We start from the raw sequence: 17,273 nt of genomic DNA, 5'->3' as shown, positions 1-17,273 counted from the left end.
AAGGTCGTCTCAGAGCCGATTACTGGCCGCAGTGAAGCCCATCAGGGAGACGTCAAAGACCAGCACCTGTTCCGACTGCAGCGGGCGGAAGCCCACGTTGAGTTCGCGGCCCCCGCGCAGTTCACCCAGCATCTCGTCGGTCAGCTCGGTGGCCGCCACGCAGCCCTGCTGGATGCAGGTGACGAAGCCGGCATTGCGTTCTTCGCCCTCGTCGACCTGCATGACGATGCCCGGACGCAGATCCACGCCCAGCGGCAGCAGCAGTTCCATCACGTGTCGGTCACCTTCGCTCCGTACCGTGGTCTGCAGATAGGGCCCCTGCTGGCCCTGGTTTTCCACCTGGAGGGTCTGCTGCATCTGGCAGAACTCGCTGCCGTCATCCAGCTCCCAGCAAAGGCTTTCCCAGTCCTGGTGGGTCGTCACCTCCGGTTCCTGCTGTACCGGCTGCGGCGCCTGGGCCGGTGCCTGGCCCGGCGCCGGGGCCGGCTGCTGGGCCTGCTGCCCCGAGGCGATGGTCGGCGCCAGTGCTACCAGCGCGCCGAGCATCACCGCAGGGCGAAGAACGGCGAAGAACGAAGGAAGCGATGGATGGTTCATGCAGTGCTCCTGGTCCGTGTCGGTCGGCAACCCCATAGCATAGCGCCCCGACGCCCCGATCGCAGGTGGTTGCGTGAGTTCACCGTCAGATGCCGGCCCCGGATGCCCCTGACCGTCGGCAAAGGAAACGCGCGAGGGTGAACCAGATGATGGCCCCCGGCAGAAGGGCGAGCAGCACCCAGACGGCGGCGATGGGTCCGAACAGGTTGGGAGCCTGCATCATCATCGACATCAGGGAATCTTCGTAATAGAAAAACCAGGGGTTGTCGGCCGGGAATATCACCTCGTGCAGCCCGTAGAACACCCGCACCGGGCCGATCAGAAGGATCACCGCGGTGCCGGTGACGAGAACGCCCCCGGTGACGGCGGCGATGCGGATTCCGGAGGGCGGTCGGGCATGTCGCCACCCCGCATGGGCTGCCAGTAGCAGGAAAGTGACGGTGCCGGCCACCCCGGCGATATTCAGGGCGTTGACCAGCCGCGCGACGTCCTCCAGGTGGACGATCTCGGGGGGTGTCAGAAGAGGGGCAACGGCGCGGCCGTCGGGGAGGTGGTAGGTCAGTTCTTCAAGTCCCGCGCCATTGCGATGGATGGCATCGACGATGGCGCCGAACAGGCGCTCCCGTTCGGCGCGGTCGGTGTGGTGAAAGCCGGGCCTGTGGTGGTTCTCGGGTCCGTAAGTCGCGATGGTCTCGTCGATCTCGAGTACGTCGTACCAGACGCCGTAGCCAAAATCGACGGACGTGAGCGCGTGCCAGGACAGGAACAGCGCGGCGACCGCGAGGCCGACGAGCATGGCGGCCCATCGCAGCGCCTCGATGACGCCGGTGAGCCGACCGGACCAGCGCCGGCTGGCGGGGGCCGGATCGTGCGGCTCTCGGGGGCGCTCGGGGCTCATTCCACGGCGAGGGTCATGGAGCCGGCCAGCACCAGGGCGACGAGCTCGGCCTGGCGATGGGTGTCGGTCTTCTGGAACAGGTTGCGCAGGTGGAAGGTGACGGTGGTATTCGACACGTCCATGCGCCGGGCGATGTCGGCGGTGCGCCAGCCGTCGGCCAGGGCCAGGGCGATGCGGGCCTCGGTGGGGGTCAGGTCGAACAGGCGGGCCAGGACGTCTTCCGGCAGGCGGGCGCGCCGTTCGGGGTCGGACAGGAGGATCACGGCCGCGGGTTCCTCCTCCCCGGCCTCCCACCCGGCCTGATCGCCGCTCCCGGGCAGGGGATAGATCATGGCCAGGAGCTCGCGCCGGTGGCCGTCGCGCGGCAGGCGCATGCACTCAATGGCGTCATCGGCGGCCGGTTCTTCGGCGAGGACCCGGCGCAGGGCCTCGCGCAGGCGCCGGTCGTCCTCGGAGTGTACCGGCTCCGGCGGGCGTCCTTCCTGCAAAGTCAGCGCGTCGCCGGCCATGCGCCGCGCCGCGCGATTGGCCAGCAGCACACGGTTGCCGCGGTCGAGCAGGACGACCCCGGGAGCGACCGGATCCAGGGCGCGCGCCGCGAACTCCAGGCTGCGGCGTCCCTGATCCCGGCTCTGGCCGAGTCCACCGAGGGTACGGCGCAGTTCGGCGAACTCGTCCTCTTTCTTCTGGCGCATGCGCCGCACCTGGCGCAGGCGGGCCTCCACGGTCGCCAGCAGGAGGTCGAAATCCACCGGCTTGACCAGATAGTCGTCGGCGCCCGCGCGCTTGCCATCGACCACCTCGCGCGGGTCGGACAGCGCGGTGAGGAACACGAACGGGGTGTCCGCCAGTTCCGGGCCGCGTTCGCGCACCGCGGCCAGCAGTTCGTAGCCGTTCATGCCCGGCATGTTGATGTCGCACAGGATCAGATCGGGGTGTACGGCGTCGATCTGCTCCAGGGCCTCGTCGCCGTGCGCCGCCTCGATGGCGACATGACCCGCCTCGCTCAGTTCTTCGCAGATGTCCCGGCGCAGCAGGGCTTCATCCTCGGCGCAGAGGATGCGTGCGCCCGGGACGGCGGCATCATTCGGTGTGCTGTGGTTCATCCGGATCCTGTCCTCGCGGGAGTTCCAGCGTGAATGTAGACCCTTCCCCTTCGCGGGAACGGACGGTCAGGTCGCCGCCCTGGGTGCGCGCGAGCTGGCGGGCGATGCCCAGGCCCAGACCGATGCCGGTATGGCGGGCGGCATTGCGGGCACGGAAGAAGCGGTCGAACAGCCGCGCCTGGTCTTCCTCGGGGATGCCGATCCCGTGGTCCGTGACGTGGCAGGTGATCTTCTCCGGTTCGGCGCGCAGCTCAACCTCGATGGACGCGGTCTCGGGCGAGTATTTTCCCGCATTCGACAGCAGGTTGGCGAGGATCTGCTCGACCAGCGCGCGATCACAGCGCGCCATCACCGGTCCATCCGGGGTGACGTTCAGATGTACCGGATTGTCCGGGGTGATCTGCCGCTGGGTTTCGATCGCCTGCTCCGCCAGCGGGCGCAGGTCGCAGGGCGTGGTTGTGGCGGCGACATGACCGCCCTCCAGACGCGCGGAGGTGAGGGCGTTCTCGATCAGCCGGGTCATGTGGGCGACAGTGTCGCGCAGCTGACGGTAGCGCGCCTCGCGGGTTTCGCGGTCCATGGACTCCCCGCGCCTCAGCAGGCGCTGCAGGCCCGAATCGATGATCGCCAGCGGGGTGCGGAACTGGTGCGAGGCCATCGCCGCAAAGCTGCGGTAGAACTCGCTGACGCCGCGTTCGCGCTCCAGCGAATGCTCGAGGCTGCGCGCGGCGTCCTTGTAGCTGGTGATGTCGGCCAGACGCAGCACCTGGCCACCGTCATCGGTGCGGCGCAGGGTCATCTGGACCCAGCCGCGACCGGGGACTTCCAGGTCGTACTGCGCACCGTCGTCCGCGGTGATGTCGGCCGGGTCGCCGTGTTCGGTGTCCGGCCGGGTGACGGCGCGGATGCTCTCGAGCAGGGTGTCCAGTGTCTGCCCCTCGTCCAGGGCCCCGTCCGGCAGCGGCAGCAGGCTGGCGAACTGCGGGTTGACCAGGATCAGGCGGTCATCGGGGTCGAACGCGGCAAAGCCGTCCGGCGCGGTGTCGATGGCGTCCACCACCCGGCGGCGTTCGGCCTCCAGGTCGCGGGTGCGGTTGCGCACCTCGATCTCCAGCCGGTCGCGGTGTGCGGCCAGCGCCTCCTGTGCATGGCGCCGCTGCCGCAGGGCGTTCATCAGGAGGGCGGTCAGCAGGATCCCGGTGACCAGGATGCCGATCATCATCACGATGGCCTGGATCAGGCTGGCGCGGTGTTGATCCAGGCGTTCCCCCGTGCTCTCCCATTCCTCGATCATCACCGCGTTGGCGATGCGGTTGAGTGCCGACATCAGGGGCTTGAGTTCGGCATGGATCGCGTGGGCCGCCTCGACGTTGTCGGGGGCGACGTCGTCGATCATCGGCTCGATGCGCTCCAGACGCTCAAAGGTACCGTCCAGTGTTTCTTCCAGCCCGATGTCCTTGACGTAGCGCCGCTGTGGCCCGGCATCCAGCAGGACCAGGCGGCTGGTGAGGACGTCGTAACGCAGGCCGGGGCGGGCATCCGCGTCCCCCAGGGTCCGTCGGTGGACTTCCTCGTCCAGACGGTGACTGGCGACCTGCGCCTGGGCGGTGACCCACAGCATGTTCTCGTCCACGTTGCTGCGCATGTCCTGCTCCACGTCATGCAGGCGCATCAGCGACACGGTCAGGAAGATCGCGAAGGTAAGGACCGCGAGTACCGGCAGGACATACGTCGAGACGCGACGCAGGCTGGGGACGGCCGAGGGATCCGGGGCATGGCCCCGCTCGGGTGCGGACTCGCGGGTCGGGCGCGCGATCATCGCACCTCCAGGTGCTCCAGCTGCCAGACCCAGCGGTAGTCGTAGCGGATGTCGTCCAGCTCCGCGTGATCGTCGCGTGGATAGACGATCCACAGCGGACCCTTGTCGCGCGGGGTCAGGGCCTCGCCGTCCCGGGTATGGGCGACGATCACGTCATAATCGTGGAAGTCTTCCATGGGGATGTCGACGATGTAGTCGTTCAGGGCCGTGGCCACCACCTCGTCACCCTCCGCACCGAGGGCTTCCAGCAGGTCGCGCATCAAAAAGCCCTCGAAGTGGTTGACCCCGTCGGTGACCACCGTGGAGGTCTCCAGTTCTCGCTCCGGGAGGCGGTCCAGCATTGCCCGGTCCAGCAGGGCCCGGTCTCCGTCGTTCGCATGCTCGATGGCCCCCTCGACCCGCAGAATCACCTTGCCCTCGGGTTCGGCTCCCGGATCGAACCCCGGAGCGGAGTCCCCGGGATCCGCAGCAGTCGCACTGAAGGGCAGGAACAGAAGCATGGCCACCAGGGCGGCAAGAAGGCCGGGCGCATGCGCGCCGGGCGGATGAATTCGGACGACGGACATGACAAACCTCCGGACGGATGGTAACCACCAGTTCGAAGGCAGTGTCGCGCGAAATCCTGCCCTATGGAAGAAGGGGGAAATCGCGCGCTGAAAACAGTGTGCCGGAACGTGATTCGGGACACCCCCTCCGGATGGAGGGGGGTGTCCGGGCCTGCATCGGACGGCCCAACGTCAGTAATCCGCGGTCTCGGCGTAACGCTCGCGGAAGGCGCAGCGGCCGTCGGGGAGCCAGGCGGGGATGTCGTAGTAGCGTTCGAGGGTCGGGCGCAGGACGTCCTCGTGGTAGGCGGCGTAGTCGAAGCCGTGGCCTTCGGCGACCTGCCAGGGGATGCCGCCGGCCTCGCCGGTGCGGATCTCGACACGGTCGAAGAACGGTTCCAGGTCCTCGCGGTCGACCTCGCCACGGCGCGGGATGAATACGAAGTTCTCGCCGTCGAGGGCACGGAAATCGGTGATCAGGTCGTCCTGGCGGCCGTAGTGCGAGCCTTCGCCGAAGACCCCGAAGTAGTGCCCGGAGTAATGGCTCAGCATGGCCGAGCGCGAGTAGCTGCGGGTGAAGAAATGCCAGTCTTCGTCGGCCCGGTCTGCGTCGGAATAGCGTTCGGTCAGCGTGGCGACCTCCTCGGGCGCGAGGTAGAACACCGCACTGGCGTGGTCGCCGTGACCGCGCAGCCAGTCCACCGGCAGGGTGGCGATGGCCAGCAGCAACAGCGCGTGCAGCAGGGCCAGCAGGCCGGAGAGCCAGACCGAGATCCGCAGGGCGCGGGTTGTCAGGAACAGCGCGGGCACCAGCAGCAGCGGGGCGAACACCGCCAGCCAGTGCAGCCCGATCCCGGCGAACGGGGACAGCAGGGCGAACAGGCCCAGCGGGATCAGCCCGGCGGAGACGAACACCCCGAGGCGGTGTTCGCGCACGCCCTGCACCACGGCCCGGCGCTGGCGTGCGAGGAACCACAGCAGCCAGGGCGTGAACAGGTACACCAGCAGGGCGGCATAGCTCAGGGTGCCGCCGGGGTCGAAGCCGTCCCCGCCGTGGCGGTTCACCACGTTGAACATCACGTTGTACCAGCAGTTGTCCCAGTTCCAGTACAGGTTGAGGGCCACCGCCGGCAGCACGCCGAGGATGATCAGCAGCAGGCCGCGCCAGTGCTCGCGGGCGAACAGCACGATGTGCAGGCCGATGGCCACGCCCAGCAGCACGGCGAAGTATTTCGACAGAAACGCCAGCCCCAGCGCGACCCCGCCGAGGAAGAAGGCCAGCGCCGCCAGGCCCGGGCGCGGTTCCCGCAGCGCGTACCACACCAGCCCGGTGGCCAGCAGGCCGAACAGGATCAGCGGGGTGTCGGTGGCCACCAGCACGGCGATGAACAGCAGCGGCATGAACAGCGCCAGCAGCGAGACCAGGCGGGCGCGCACCGGGTCGTGCCGGTGCCACAGAGCGAGGATCAGCAGGGCCGGGGCCACGGACACCAGGATGCCCGGGATGCGGATCACCAGCGGGTGTTCGGACACTGCGGTGACCGCGCTCAGCCACCAGCCGATCATCGGCGGGTGGTCGTAGTAGCCGAGATCCGGATGGGCGGCCCAGATCAGGAAATAGGCCTCGTCGCCGGTGATCGGCAGCAGCGTGGCGATCAGCGCCTTCAGCGCGATCACCGCGAGCAGCACCGCCGGGTAGTGGCGGGCGGGCCAGGGGGCGTCGGCGGGCAGGCTCACAGCCGCAGATGCCGGAACAGCGGGTCGGGGATGGCGCGGATGATGGTCATGATCACCCGCCAGAACCACGGCAGATAGGCCACCGCGCGGCCCCGGCGCAGCGCGCGGAGGATGCCGCGGGCCACGCTGTCGGGCGAGGCCCACAGCGGTCCCGAGCGGTCGAAGCCCTCGGTCATCGGGGTAGTCACGAAGCCCGGCTTGAGGGTGACCACGTCGACCCCGGCCGGTGCGAGGCGGTGGCGCAGGCCCTGCAGATAGGTGGCCAGCATGCCCTTGGCGGTGCCGTAGACGTAGTTGCTCTGGCGGCCGCGATCGCCGGCGACCGAGCCGATGGCGCCGATCACGCCATGGCCCTGCGCCTCGAAGTCGGGGGCGATGCGGGTGAGCAGGGCGACGGCGCTGGTGCCGTTGATCCGCAGCGCCTCCTGGGTGGCCTCCACCGAGTCGTGGCAGGTGGCGGGATCGGGCAGGCTGCCCCAGGCCAGCAGCGCGGCATCCACCTCGCCCAGGTGTTCGCGGGCGGCGGTCCAGGCGTCGGCGTGGGTGGCCGGGTCGGCGGGATCGGCGGCCAGCCCGCGGATGCGCTCGCCGGCGGCGTCGTCGCCGCGCACGCGCAGATCCGCCAGCAGGCTTTCCAGACGCTCCGGATTGCGGGCGACGCAGAACAGGCGGGCGCCGGAGCTGGCCAGACGGCGGGCGACGGCACTGGCGATGGCGGAGGTCGCGCCGAAGATCACGACGTTGTTCAGCGGATTCATGCGGTCACCCGGCGCCAGAAGCTGGAGGAGAATTGAGGGTCGGTCAACTTAGCGAACTCGATCCATTCAGGAAACCCGGCACGGAACATCGCGCCGGACATGCGGGCGTCCTTGGCCGGGTAGAGCGCCCCGTGCGCCTCGCGCACCACACGGTCGAGGCGCTCGAACAGCGCATGGGTCGCCGCCCCGCGATCGGGGAAATCCAGGGCCAGGGTGGTGCCCGGGCGCGGGAACGACAGCATCCCGGCCGGTGGCTGGCGGCCGAAGGTCTTGAGCACCGCGAGGAACGAGCCCTGGCCGCTGCGCGCGATCTGGCGCAGCAGCTCGGCGACGGCATCGCGCGCGGTGCGTTCGGGGAGCACGCACTGGTACTGATAGAACCCGCGGCGGCCGTAGATGCGGTTCCAGTCGCGGATCCCGTCCAGCGGGAACAGCCAGCCGCGATGATGCGCCGGATGCGGGCTGCGGCGCAGCGGCTGGCGGAAATACAGCTCGTTGAACGCGCGCAGGCCGGGGCCGTTGACCAGCGAGAACGGCGGGTCCACCGGCACCCGCCGCCGGGGTTCGCGGAAGCGGGCGCGTGGGGGCGGGGTGACCGCGTGGCGGCCGGCGGAATAGATCCCGCGGCCCGGGGGATGGCGCCGACCATCGGCCAGGCAGTCGATCCAGGCCACGGTGTAGGGCCATTCACGGCGCGCGCGGGCATCCAGGGCCCAGAAATCGTCCAGGCTGTGGAAGCGTTCCGACCACACCGACATCCAGGCCGAGGACACCGGCACGAGCTGCAGGGTTACGGTCTCGATCAGCCCGGTCAGGCCCAGCCCGCCGATGGTGGCGGCGAACCAGCGCGGGTTGTGCTCGGGGCTGGCCTCGACGCGGCCGGCATCGCTGCGGTGCAGTGTCATGCGCTTAACGTGCGCACCGAAGCTGCCGGCGACGTGATGGTTCTTCCCGTGCACGTCGTTGGCCACCGCGCCGCCCAGGGTCACGAAGCGGGTCCCCGGGACCACCGGCGGGAACCAGCCGCGCGGCACGCTCAGTTCCAGCAGTTCGTCCAGCGTGACCCCGGCCTCGGCGGTGATTACTCCAGTGTCGGTGTCGAACTCGACGAAGCGGTCCAGCCCGCGGGTGTGCAGCAGATGGCCGCCGGCGTTGAGGCAGCAGTCGCCGTAGGAACGTCCCATGCCGTGGGCCAGCAGCGGCCCTTCCGGCAGCCGGTCCGGGCGGAACGCCGGCGCGCTGTGCGCGGCGTGTTCCACCCGCGGAATGCGGTTCCAGCCGCTGGTCGTCATGCCGGTCCCCCGTCGTGTCGGCGCTCCGGGGCCGTGTCGCCGCGTGCGTCGGGGTGGCTGCCGAGCGCGATCAGGCCCAGCAGCACCGCGAACCACAGGGTGGTCAGGCGGATCAGCGTGGTCGCCGCCACCGCATCCGCCGCCGGCATGTCGTGCAGCAGGAGCAGGCCGATCATCACCGCCTCGGTGCCGCCCAGCCCGCCGGGCAGGAAGCTCAGCGCCCCGGCCAGCATGGCCAGGGCGAACACGAAGGCGGCGAACGCGAATCCGGCCTCGAAGCCCATCGCGTTGAGGATCCACCAGAAGGCCAGCGCCTCGGCGCTCCAGGCCACCACGCTCAGGACGGTGGCGCCGGCGAGCAGGCCGGGTGCGTGGCAGCGCCGCGCCTGCAGCAGGATGGTGGCGGCGTGATGCAGGCCGCGCCACAGCCGCCGGCCGGGGCGGTCCGCATGGCGTTGCAGGGCCTCCAGCGGTCGGCGTTGCGAAAGCACCAGCAGGCCCGTGGCGACGGCCGCCACGCCGGCCAGGATCAGCGAGGTCCCTTGAGTCACCAGCGTGAGCCCCAGCAGCGACAGCAGCACGACCGCCACCAGATCCGACAGCCGTTCGCTGACGAACGCAGCGAAGCTGTCCGGATAGGGGACACCCCGGCGCTTGAGCAGTACGCCGCGCAGGGCCTCGCCGGCCTTGCCCGGGGTGGTGGTCAGGGCAAAGCCGGCCAGGTAGATGTGCAGGCTGGCGGGCGCAGCGATGCGATGGGCCAGCGCCCGCAGATACAGCTGCCAGCGGGCGAATCGCAGGCTGTAGTTGACCAGCGACAACGACAGGGCCAGCAGCAGGCCGAACGGGCCGACCTGCACCAGCGCGTGCCAGACCTCTTCCGCACCGGCCCAGATGGCGATGCCCAGATACGCCGCGGCGGCAACGATCACCGACAGGATCAGCCCGCGCAGGCGCCAGCCGGTCAGGACCGGGTTCCCGCTCACGACAGCACCGCGAGGGTCACGCCCAGCCAGGCCACCACCGTCACCAGCAGATGGGCATCGGTGAACAGGTCGCGCGAGGTGTCGCCGCCGCGCCCGCGAAAATGCAGCAGGTACAGATAGCGGAAGATTCCGTAGATCACGAACGGCAGGGTATAGATCAGCTCATCGGTGCCGTGCAGGGCGATGACCTCCGGGCTGACGGTGTACAGCCCGTAGGCGATCACCGTGCAGGCCGCGCTGATGGCGATGAACTGGTCCAGCAGCGCGGTGGAATAGTCGTCCAGCACGCGCCGGGTGTCGCCCCGAGTGTCACCCCGGCTGTCGTCCCGGGATTCGGGTGCGGGGTCCGCGGGTGCCGGGCCGGCGGTCACGGCGGTTTCCGCCAGCTCCGAGCGGCGCTTGGCGAAGCCCAGGAACAGGGTCAGCATCAGGCCGCACAGCAGCAGCCACTGCGAGGGTTCGATGCCCAGCCCCAGGGTTCCGGCCAGGATGCGCAGCATGAAACCGCCGGCGATGCTGAACACATCCAGGATGACGACATGCTTGAGCGCCAGCGAATAGGCGATGTTCAGCACCAGATAGCCCGCCAGCAGCCCGGTGACCCAGGCGCTGACCAGCAGGCCGAGGGCCAGCGCCAGCACCACCAGCACGCTCAGGATGATCCGCGCGGCCGGGATGCCGATGGCCCCGCTGGCCAGCGGGCGGCGGCACTTGGTCGGGTGCCGGCGGTCGGCTTCGACGTCGAGAATGTCGTTGAGCACGTAAACCGCGCTCGCCATCGCGCAGAAGGCGAGGAAGGCGAGCGTGGCCGCCAGCAGGGTCTCGCCCTCCCAGGCATGCGCGAACACCGGTCCAAGGAACACGAACCCGTTCTTGATGTACTGGTGCGGACGCAGCAGTTTGAAAATCGGCTGGAGCATCGGTGCGTGCGGAAAGGCCGGCGGAACGGGCTGGCAGTGTAGGCAAATGCGCCGGCCGGTGCACCCGCGAAGATGGGCACGTGCCCGGTTTCGCAGTGTGCGCGGGTGCGATCGGTTACCATCCGGGACGTTTCTCCGATCAATCCGCTGTCACCGGGAGTCTGTCATGCAAGCACTGTCCGTCCTGAAGAAAACCGTCGTCCTGTCTGCCGGCCTGGGCCTGCTGCTGGCCGCCGCGCCGGCGGCCGCCGATCTGTCCGAGGGCGACGCCTTCCCCGACGTCACCCTCAACGACCAGCACGGGGAGCCGCTGGAGCTACCCGGCGATGCGCGCGTGGTGCTGATGACCGTGGAGATGGCCCCGGCCGACATCACCAATGATGTCCTCGGGGACATGGGGCCCGAGGCGATCGAGGAGGCCGGCATCCGCTACGTGGCCGATACCCACGGCATGCCGCCGTTCGTGCTCGAGAACGTGGTCATGCCGCGCATGCAGGAGCGCCCCTATCGCACCGGGGTGACCGAAGGCCCCGGGGACATGGGCTTCATGCCGCATCAGCGCGATCATGTGAGCGTGGTGTTCCTGGATGGCGAGGGTACGGTGACCGGCACCGGCGCGGCCGCCAGCGAGGCCGCCCTGCGGCAGATGCTGGAGGGCGCCGGCGACTGAAATGGCCTTCCTGCTGGGCCTGCTGACCGCGCTGGGCTACGGCGCGGGGGATTTTCTCGGCGGCCTGGCCTCGCGGCGGGTTTCGGCGCTGGTGGTGGCCTGCTATTCGCAGCTGCTGGTCACCGCACCGCTGCTGATGCTGGCATTGCTGATGGCGGGGCTGCCCGGGGAGGCGGCCCTGCTGTGGGGCGGCGCCTCGGGGGTGGCGATGGCGCTGGGCCTGCTGGCCTACTACCGCGGGCTGGCCGAAGGCTACATGGGGCTGGTCGCGGCGGTGACCGGGGTGCTGTCGGCGCTGGTGCCGCTGGCGGCGGGGCTGGCTCTTGGCGAACGCCCGGGATGGTTCTCGCTGGCGGGGATCGTGGCCATCGTGGTGGCGATCGCGCTGGTCTCGGGCGGGGCCCGGGAGGTCAGTCCGCGTGACCCGGACGCGCCGGTGCGGGGGGCGGACGGCCACGGTCACCGCGGGCCGCATCCGCTGCTGGGGGTGTTCGACGGCGTGCTTGCCGGGGTCGCCTTCGGCCTGGTGTTCGTGTTCCTTGACCAGGCCAGCGAAGGCTCGGCCCTGTGGCCGGTGGTCATGGCCGGCGGCGTGGGCGGGCTGGTGCTGCTGGGCGTGATGCTGCTGCATCGCCCCGAGCGACACATGGCCCGCAGCACGCTGGTGCTGGTCGCGCTGGCGGGCCTGCTGCAGGGGCTGGCGACCCTGGCCTTCGTGGTGGCGGTGCGTATCGGACTTCTATCCGTGATCGCGGTGGCCGGGGCCCTGTCGCCGGCACCCACCGCACTTCTGGCGCGGTTCTTTCAGGCCGAGCGCATGAGCCGGCTGCAGCTCGCGGGCTTCGGCTTTGCGCTGGTCGGCATCGTGCTGATCGTGCTGGGCGGGGCGGGCTGAGCCCCGTGGGCTCGAAGCCCTCCGCGCCGTATTCGCGTGCGAGCACGCTCCCACAATCAAACACCGGAATGACCCGTAGGAGCGCGCTCGCGCGCGAATGCAGGAATCGTAGAAGGAGAGAGGTATGGAAACGGAACTGGCGAATGAACCCCGCACCGAGCGCACGTTCGTGACGATCATCTACGTGCTGTACTTCGTTGGCTTCTTTGTCGCCATCACGGCCCTGGTCGGGGTGATCATGGCGCATGTGAAGCGCAGCGATGCGGATGCGATCAGCGAGACCCACCTGCAGTATCAGATCCGGACCTTCTGGATCGGTCTGCTGATGGCCGTGCTGGCGACCCTGACCGCGGCGATCGGGATCGGGCTGATCATCGGGCTGCTGTTCCTGGTGTGGGTGCTGGTGCGGTGCATCAAGGGCGTGATCCGCAACAGCGACGACCGGGCCATCGAGGACCCGGCCACCTGGCTCTGGTAAGCCCCGTAGTGCGGGGCTCCGGGCGGGGTCTCAGCGCTCCAGGTACTGCAGCTTGCCCTCGACGCCGTCCCACTCTTCCGCGTCTTCCGGCGGGTCCTTGCGCGCGGTGATCACCGGCCAGGTGCGCGCCAGTTCGGCATTGAGCTCGATCATGTGCACCTGGTCCTCGGGCACGTCATCCTCGGGGACGATCGCCTCGGCCGGGCACTCCGGCTCGCACAGGGTGCAGTCGATGCATTCGTCGGGGTCGATGGTGAGGAAGTTGGGCCCCTCGTGGAAGCAGTCCACCGGGCAGACTTCGACGCAATCGGTGTACTTGCACCGGATGCAGTTCTCCAGAACGATGAAAGCCATTGCGCTTCTCCATTGGTCGTGTTGCGACGCCACGGCTCCTGTGTGCCGCCGCTCGGTCCGTTCGGCGTATTGTAACCGCTCCTCCCGAGCGGCCGGGAATCCCGGCTGCTGCGGCTGTTATTCCGCGACTCCCCGTTCCAGCGTGTCCTTGAGCCGGTAGAGCGCGTCCAGCGCCTCGCGCGGGGTCAGGCCGTCCGGATCGAGTTCCGCCAGGGCCCGCGCGACGTCCCGCCCCGGCTCGGGTACTTCGGGTGCCCGCGGGGCGGGTTCTTCCGCCGTCTCGGGTGCGGGCGGCTCCGGCGGGAACAGCCCCAGCTGGGGCGAGTCGCTGTCCCGGGCGCGGCTTTCCAGATCGGCCAGATGGGTGCGGGCGCGCTGCAGCACGTCGGCGGGTACCCCCGCCAGCGAGGCCACCTGCAGCCCGTAGCTCTGGTTGGCCGGCCCCTCGCGGACCTGATGCAGGAACACGATGTCGTGGCCGTGTTCCACCGCGTCGGTATGGATGTTGGCCACCGCCGGTTCGCGTTCGGCCAGCGCGGTCAGCTCGAAGTAATGCGTGGCGAACAGGGTCAGCGCGCGGTTCTCCCGCGCCAGGCGCTCGGCACAGGCCAGCGCCAGCGCCAGGCCGTCGAAGGTGGAGGTGCCGCGCCCGATCTCGTCCATCAGCACCAGGCTGCGCTCGCCGGCGTTGTGCAGGATGCTGGCGGCCTCGGTCATCTCCACCATGAAGGTCGAGCGCCCGGAGGTCAGGTCGTCGGAGGCGCCGATGCGGGTGAAGATGCGGTCCACCGGACCGATGCGGGCCACGTCCGCGGGCACGAAACTGCCCATGCAGGCCAGCAGCACGATCAGTGCGGTCTGGCGCATGTAGGTGGACTTGCCCCCCATGTTGGGGCCGGTGATGACCAGCAGCCGGCGGCTCTCGGGATCCAGCCGGGTGTCGTTGGCCACGAACGGGGTGTCCAGGCTGGCCTCCACCACCGGGTGACGACCCTGCTCGATGTGGACGCCGGTCTCGGGCACCAGTTCGGGGCGGCTCCAGTCGAGCCGCCGGGCGCGTTCGGCCAGGGTGGCCAGCACGTCCAGCCGGGCCACCGCGTCGGCGATCGCCCGCAGGCGGTCGGCGCGCCCCTGCAGGCCGGCGAGCAGGTCGTCGAACAGCTGGCGCTCGCGCGCCAGGGCCTGTTCCCGTGCGGACAGGATCTCGTCCTCGAAGCGCTTGAGTTCCTCGGTGGTGTAGCGTTCGGCATTCTTCAGGGTCTGGCGGCGCATGAAGCGCCCGGGCAGCTCCTCCGAGCGCGAGCGGCCCACCTCGACGTAGTAGCCGTGCACCCGGTTGTAGGCGACCTTGAGGGTGGCGATGCCGGTGGCCTCGCGTTCGCGCGCCTCCAGGTCGCGCAGGAAGCCGTCGGCGTTGTGTTCCAGATCGCGCAGGCGGTCGAGTTCGGGGTCGAAGCCGGGGCGGATCAGCCCGCCGTCGGTGACCCGGATCGGCGGTTCGTCGACCAGCGCGCGGGCCAGGGTTTCGCTCAGTTCCGTCTCCGGCGCGAGTTCGTCGCGCAGGGCGGCGAGGGTGTCGGCCTCGCCTGCGGCGGGCTCCAGTGCCGCGTGCAGGCCGGGCAGGCGTTCCAGCGCCGCCTGCAGCGCGACCAGATCGCGCGGCCGTGCGGAGCCCAGGCTGATGCGCGAGACGATGCGTTCGACGTCGGCCATGCCGGTCAGGGCCTCGCGCAGGCCTTGTTCGGCCGCGTGGTCCAGCAGCGTGGCGATGCCCTGCTGGCGTTCCCGCAGCAGGGCCCGGTCGGCCAGCGGCTGGTGCAGCCATTGCGACAGCAGCCGGGCCCCCATGGGTGTGCGGCTGGTGTCCAGCAGGTCGAACAGCGAGCCGCGGCGCTCCCCGCTCAGGGTGCGGGTCAGCTCCAGGTTGCGCCGGGTCGCCGGGTCCAGCATCAGCATCTGGCCGCGGTGTTCGCGCCCGAGCCCGGTGATATGGGCAAGGTTGCCGCGATGCTGCGCCTGCACGTAGGCCAGCAGCGCGCCCGCGGCGGCCAGGCCCAGCACCAGGTCGTCGCAGCCGAAGCCGGCCAGGTCGGTGGTGCCGAAATGCCGGGTCAGGGTGCGCTTCGCGGAGATCGCGTCGAAATGCCAGTCGGCATGATGTCGCGGGGCCCAGGCCTCGATCCCGGGGATCGCCGGGGCCGGGTCGGGGACCAGGCATTCCACCGGGTCGAGACGCGCCAGTTCGGCCTCCAGTTCGGTCGCGTCGGCGACCTCCAGCACCCGGAAACGGCCGCTGGCGAACTCCAGGCTGGCGATGCCGTAGCCTTCGTTGCGGCCGCGCACGGCAGCGCAGGCGGCCGGGCACACGGCGACCATGCGATTGACCTGGCGCGCTTCCAGCAGGGCGTCCTCGGTGACCGTGCCGGGGGTCACGATGCGCACCACCTCGCGTTGCACCGGGCCCTTGTTCTCGCCCACCTGTCCGGTCTGCTCGCAGATCGCCGCGCTCTCGCCCAGCTTCAGCAGCCGCGCGAGGTAGCTCTCCAGGGTGTGCACCGGGATCCCGGCCATCGGGATCGGCTCGCCGGCCGACTCGCCGCGGCGGGTGAGGGTGATGTCCAGCAGCCCGGCGGCGCGCTCGGCGTCGTCGTAGAACAGCTCGTAGAAGTCCCCCATGCGGTAGAGCAGCAGGGTCTGCGGGTACTCCGCCTTGATCCGCAGGTATTGCTGCATCATGGGGGTATGTTTTGACAGGGCGTCCGCGTCGCTCACTGGCCGTTCCTGCTGTTCGGGGGCGTCGGTGGCCGGATTGTAACGGGTCCGGCGGGGGGTGCGGTGGGTTATGTGACGCAATCGCCGGAATGTCCGGGGGCCGCGGGACTTCCCTTGCTCAAGGATAAGAGGGTGCTTATATTAGAAAACACTAAATAACAGGAAAGGAGAGCCCGCATGATTCGGAAGAACCTCGGGGAAGAATACAGCCCGATGTATTTCCTGGGCGCACTGGGGGCCGGTGGCACGGCCGTTACGTTTTTCATGTTCCTGATGTTCATGACGCCCTATGACACCCCGATCCCCACGTACGAGGCCATGATGGCGCTGATGACCGGCGAGGGCCCGCTGATCGCCGTGCTGGTGGGCGCGGCCATGGCCGGCATCCTGTTCTTCTTGGCCCTGCATCTGCGCCTGCTGGTGTGGAACATCCGCGAATACCGGCAGTTTCGCCGGACCGAGGCCTTCGCCCGGCTGCGCCGCTCCAACCAGGAAGTGGCCCTGATGGCGATCCCGCTGACCCTGGCCATGACCATCAACGCCGGTTTCATCGTCGGCGCGGTGTTCGTGCCGGGGCTGTGGAACGTGGTCGAGTACCTGTTCCCGCTGGCCATGCTGGCCTTCCTGGCGGTTGGCGCCTTCGCGCTGGTGATCTATTCGCGCTTCCTGGCACGGCTGTTCACCGAGGGGGATTTCGATTTCACCGGCAACAACAACCTGAGCCAGCTGCTGGCGGTGTTCGCGTTCGCGATGATCGCCGTGGGTCTCGCGGCGCCGGGGGCGATGAGCGAGAATCTGGCGATCAACGCCGCGGGGATCTTCTTCTCGCTGACGTTTGCCGCGCTGGCGCTGGTGCTGGGGCTGGTGATGTTCGTGCTGGGCTTCAAGTCGACGCTGCGCTACGGGATCGCGGAGGCGGCCAGCCCGAGCCTGTGGATCGCGATCCCGATCCTGACCCTGCTGGGCATTGCCTTCATCCGTCATCAGATGGGGCTGCACCACGGTTTTGGCGCTCCGCTGAACGAAGCGATGCTGTTCGTGTTCACCTCGCTGGTGCTGGGCGCTCAGCTGGTGTTCGGCCTGATCGGCTACGTGGTGATGAAGAAGCTGGGCTACTTCCGTGACTACATCCACGGCGAGAAGAAGAGCCCGGTCAGCTACGCGCTGATCTGCCCGGGGGTGGCCCTGGTGGTCTTCTCCTGGTTCTTCATCAATCTGGGACTGGTGTCCAACGGGGTCGTCGAGCAGTTCAGCGTGGCGTATTTCGCCCTGCTGGCCCCGGTGGTCTACCTGCAGGTGGTGACGATCGCCACGCTGTTCCGGCTGAACCGCAAGCTGCTGCGGGCGGAACCGGCGACCGAGGGCGCCTCCCAGCAGGCGTGATCGCGCCGCTGGTTCGGTGCCAGACGGGCGGTGTTCGGGGGTTCCCGGACACCGCCTTTTTTT

16 protein-coding genes are annotated in these 17,273 nt (G+C 69.3%); 4 read left to right on the top strand and 12 right to left on the bottom strand.

From position 1 onward, the window contains the following. Positions 1 to 9: 9 nt before the first annotated feature. From D893_RS10660 to D893_RS10615, 10 genes are all read right to left on the bottom strand, one after another. Complete coding sequence (locus D893_RS10660; protein WP_018945576.1) at positions 10 to 597, bottom strand: invasion associated locus B family protein; 588 nt, start codon at positions 595 to 597, stop codon at positions 10 to 12. Positions 598 to 682: 85 nt separating this feature from the next. Further along, positions 683 to 1,495, bottom strand: a complete 813-nt coding sequence (locus D893_RS10655; protein ID WP_110619771.1) for a DUF1461 domain-containing protein — start codon at positions 1,493 to 1,495, stop codon at positions 683 to 685. After that, positions 1,492 to 2,601, bottom strand: coding sequence for a response regulator (locus tag D893_RS10650; protein WP_077243958.1), 1,110 nt, complete (start codon positions 2,599 to 2,601; stop codon positions 1,492 to 1,494). Before D893_RS10650 ends, D893_RS10655 begins: the two co-directional genes overlap by 4 nt. After that, positions 2,579 to 4,420, bottom strand: a complete 1,842-nt coding sequence (locus tag D893_RS10645; protein ID WP_110619770.1) for a PAS domain-containing sensor histidine kinase — start codon at positions 4,418 to 4,420, stop codon at positions 2,579 to 2,581. The genes D893_RS10650 and D893_RS10645 overlap by 23 nt, the downstream gene beginning before the upstream one ends. Continuing rightward, positions 4,417 to 4,986 (bottom strand): molybdopterin-dependent oxidoreductase, encoded by a 570-nt coding sequence (locus D893_RS10640; RefSeq protein WP_110619769.1) that lies wholly within the window; start codon positions 4,984 to 4,986, stop codon positions 4,417 to 4,419. The genes D893_RS10645 and D893_RS10640 overlap by 4 nt, the downstream gene beginning before the upstream one ends. 171 nt (positions 4,987 to 5,157) lie before the next feature. Further along, entirely contained in the window at positions 5,158 to 6,702 is a 1,545-nt protein-coding gene (locus D893_RS10635; RefSeq protein ID WP_110619768.1) for a glycosyltransferase family 39 protein, read from the bottom strand. Beyond that, entirely contained in the window at positions 6,699 to 7,460 is a 762-nt protein-coding gene (locus tag D893_RS10630; protein ID WP_110619767.1) for an SDR family oxidoreductase, read from the bottom strand. The genes D893_RS10635 and D893_RS10630 overlap by 4 nt, the downstream gene beginning before the upstream one ends. After that, positions 7,457 to 8,752, bottom strand: a complete 1,296-nt coding sequence (locus D893_RS10625) for an FAD-binding oxidoreductase (protein WP_110619766.1) — start codon at positions 8,750 to 8,752, stop codon at positions 7,457 to 7,459. The genes D893_RS10630 and D893_RS10625 overlap by 4 nt, the downstream gene beginning before the upstream one ends. Further along, positions 8,749 to 9,738 carry a lysylphosphatidylglycerol synthase transmembrane domain-containing protein gene (locus tag D893_RS10620; RefSeq protein WP_110619765.1) on the bottom strand — a complete coding sequence of 330 codons (990 nt, stop codon included), beginning with the start codon at positions 9,736 to 9,738 and terminating at the stop codon, positions 8,749 to 8,751. The genes D893_RS10625 and D893_RS10620 overlap by 4 nt, the downstream gene beginning before the upstream one ends. After that, on the bottom strand, positions 9,735 to 10,658 hold the full coding sequence (locus D893_RS10615) for a UbiA prenyltransferase family protein (protein ID WP_019589506.1): 924 nt from the start codon (positions 10,656 to 10,658) through the stop codon (positions 9,735 to 9,737). Before D893_RS10615 ends, D893_RS10620 begins: the two co-directional genes overlap by 4 nt. A gap of 166 nt (positions 10,659 to 10,824) precedes the next feature. Between D893_RS10615 and D893_RS10610 the strand changes: the two genes are divergently transcribed. The 3 genes from D893_RS10610 (at position 10,825) to D893_RS10600 (ending at position 12,701) form a co-directional block, all read left to right on the top strand. After that, complete coding sequence (locus tag D893_RS10610; RefSeq protein WP_028492309.1) at positions 10,825 to 11,328, top strand: hypothetical protein; 504 nt, start codon at positions 10,825 to 10,827, stop codon at positions 11,326 to 11,328. A 1-nt stretch (position 11,329) separates the two neighbouring features. Next, positions 11,330 to 12,223 carry a DMT family transporter gene (locus D893_RS10605; protein ID WP_018945587.1) on the top strand — a complete coding sequence of 298 codons (894 nt, stop codon included), beginning with the start codon at positions 11,330 to 11,332 and terminating at the stop codon, positions 12,221 to 12,223. A gap of 124 nt (positions 12,224 to 12,347) precedes the next feature. Next, entirely contained in the window at positions 12,348 to 12,701 is a 354-nt protein-coding gene (locus D893_RS10600; protein ID WP_018945588.1) for a DUF4870 domain-containing protein, read from the top strand. A 30-nt stretch (positions 12,702 to 12,731) separates the two neighbouring features. On the opposite strand, the gene fdxA is transcribed toward D893_RS10600, so the two are convergent. Beyond that, positions 12,732 to 13,055: a ferredoxin FdxA gene (gene fdxA / locus D893_RS10595; protein ID WP_018870469.1), complete on the bottom strand. Its 324-nt coding sequence runs from the start codon at positions 13,053 to 13,055 to the stop codon at positions 12,732 to 12,734. 117 nt (positions 13,056 to 13,172) lie between these two features. Next, positions 13,173 to 15,827 carry a DNA mismatch repair protein MutS gene (mutS, locus tag D893_RS10590; RefSeq protein ID WP_110619764.1) on the bottom strand — a complete coding sequence of 885 codons (2,655 nt, stop codon included), beginning with the start codon at positions 15,825 to 15,827 and terminating at the stop codon, positions 13,173 to 13,175. Positions 15,828 to 16,004: 177 nt separating this feature from the next. On the opposite strand from mutS, the gene D893_RS10585 reads away from it, so the two are divergent. Next, entirely contained in the window at positions 16,005 to 17,210 is a 1,206-nt protein-coding gene (locus D893_RS10585) for a hypothetical protein (RefSeq protein ID WP_110619763.1), read from the top strand. Positions 17,211 to 17,273: the final 63 nt, after the last annotated feature.

Source organism: Thioalkalivibrio sp. ALE21, from assembly GCF_003208255.1.
GTDB classification, from domain to species: Bacteria; Pseudomonadota; Gammaproteobacteria; order Ectothiorhodospirales; family Ectothiorhodospiraceae; genus Thioalkalivibrio; species Thioalkalivibrio halophilus.
The sequence above is the reverse complement of the archived record's forward strand: the minus strand, read 5'-3'. Positions and strand labels throughout refer to the sequence as shown.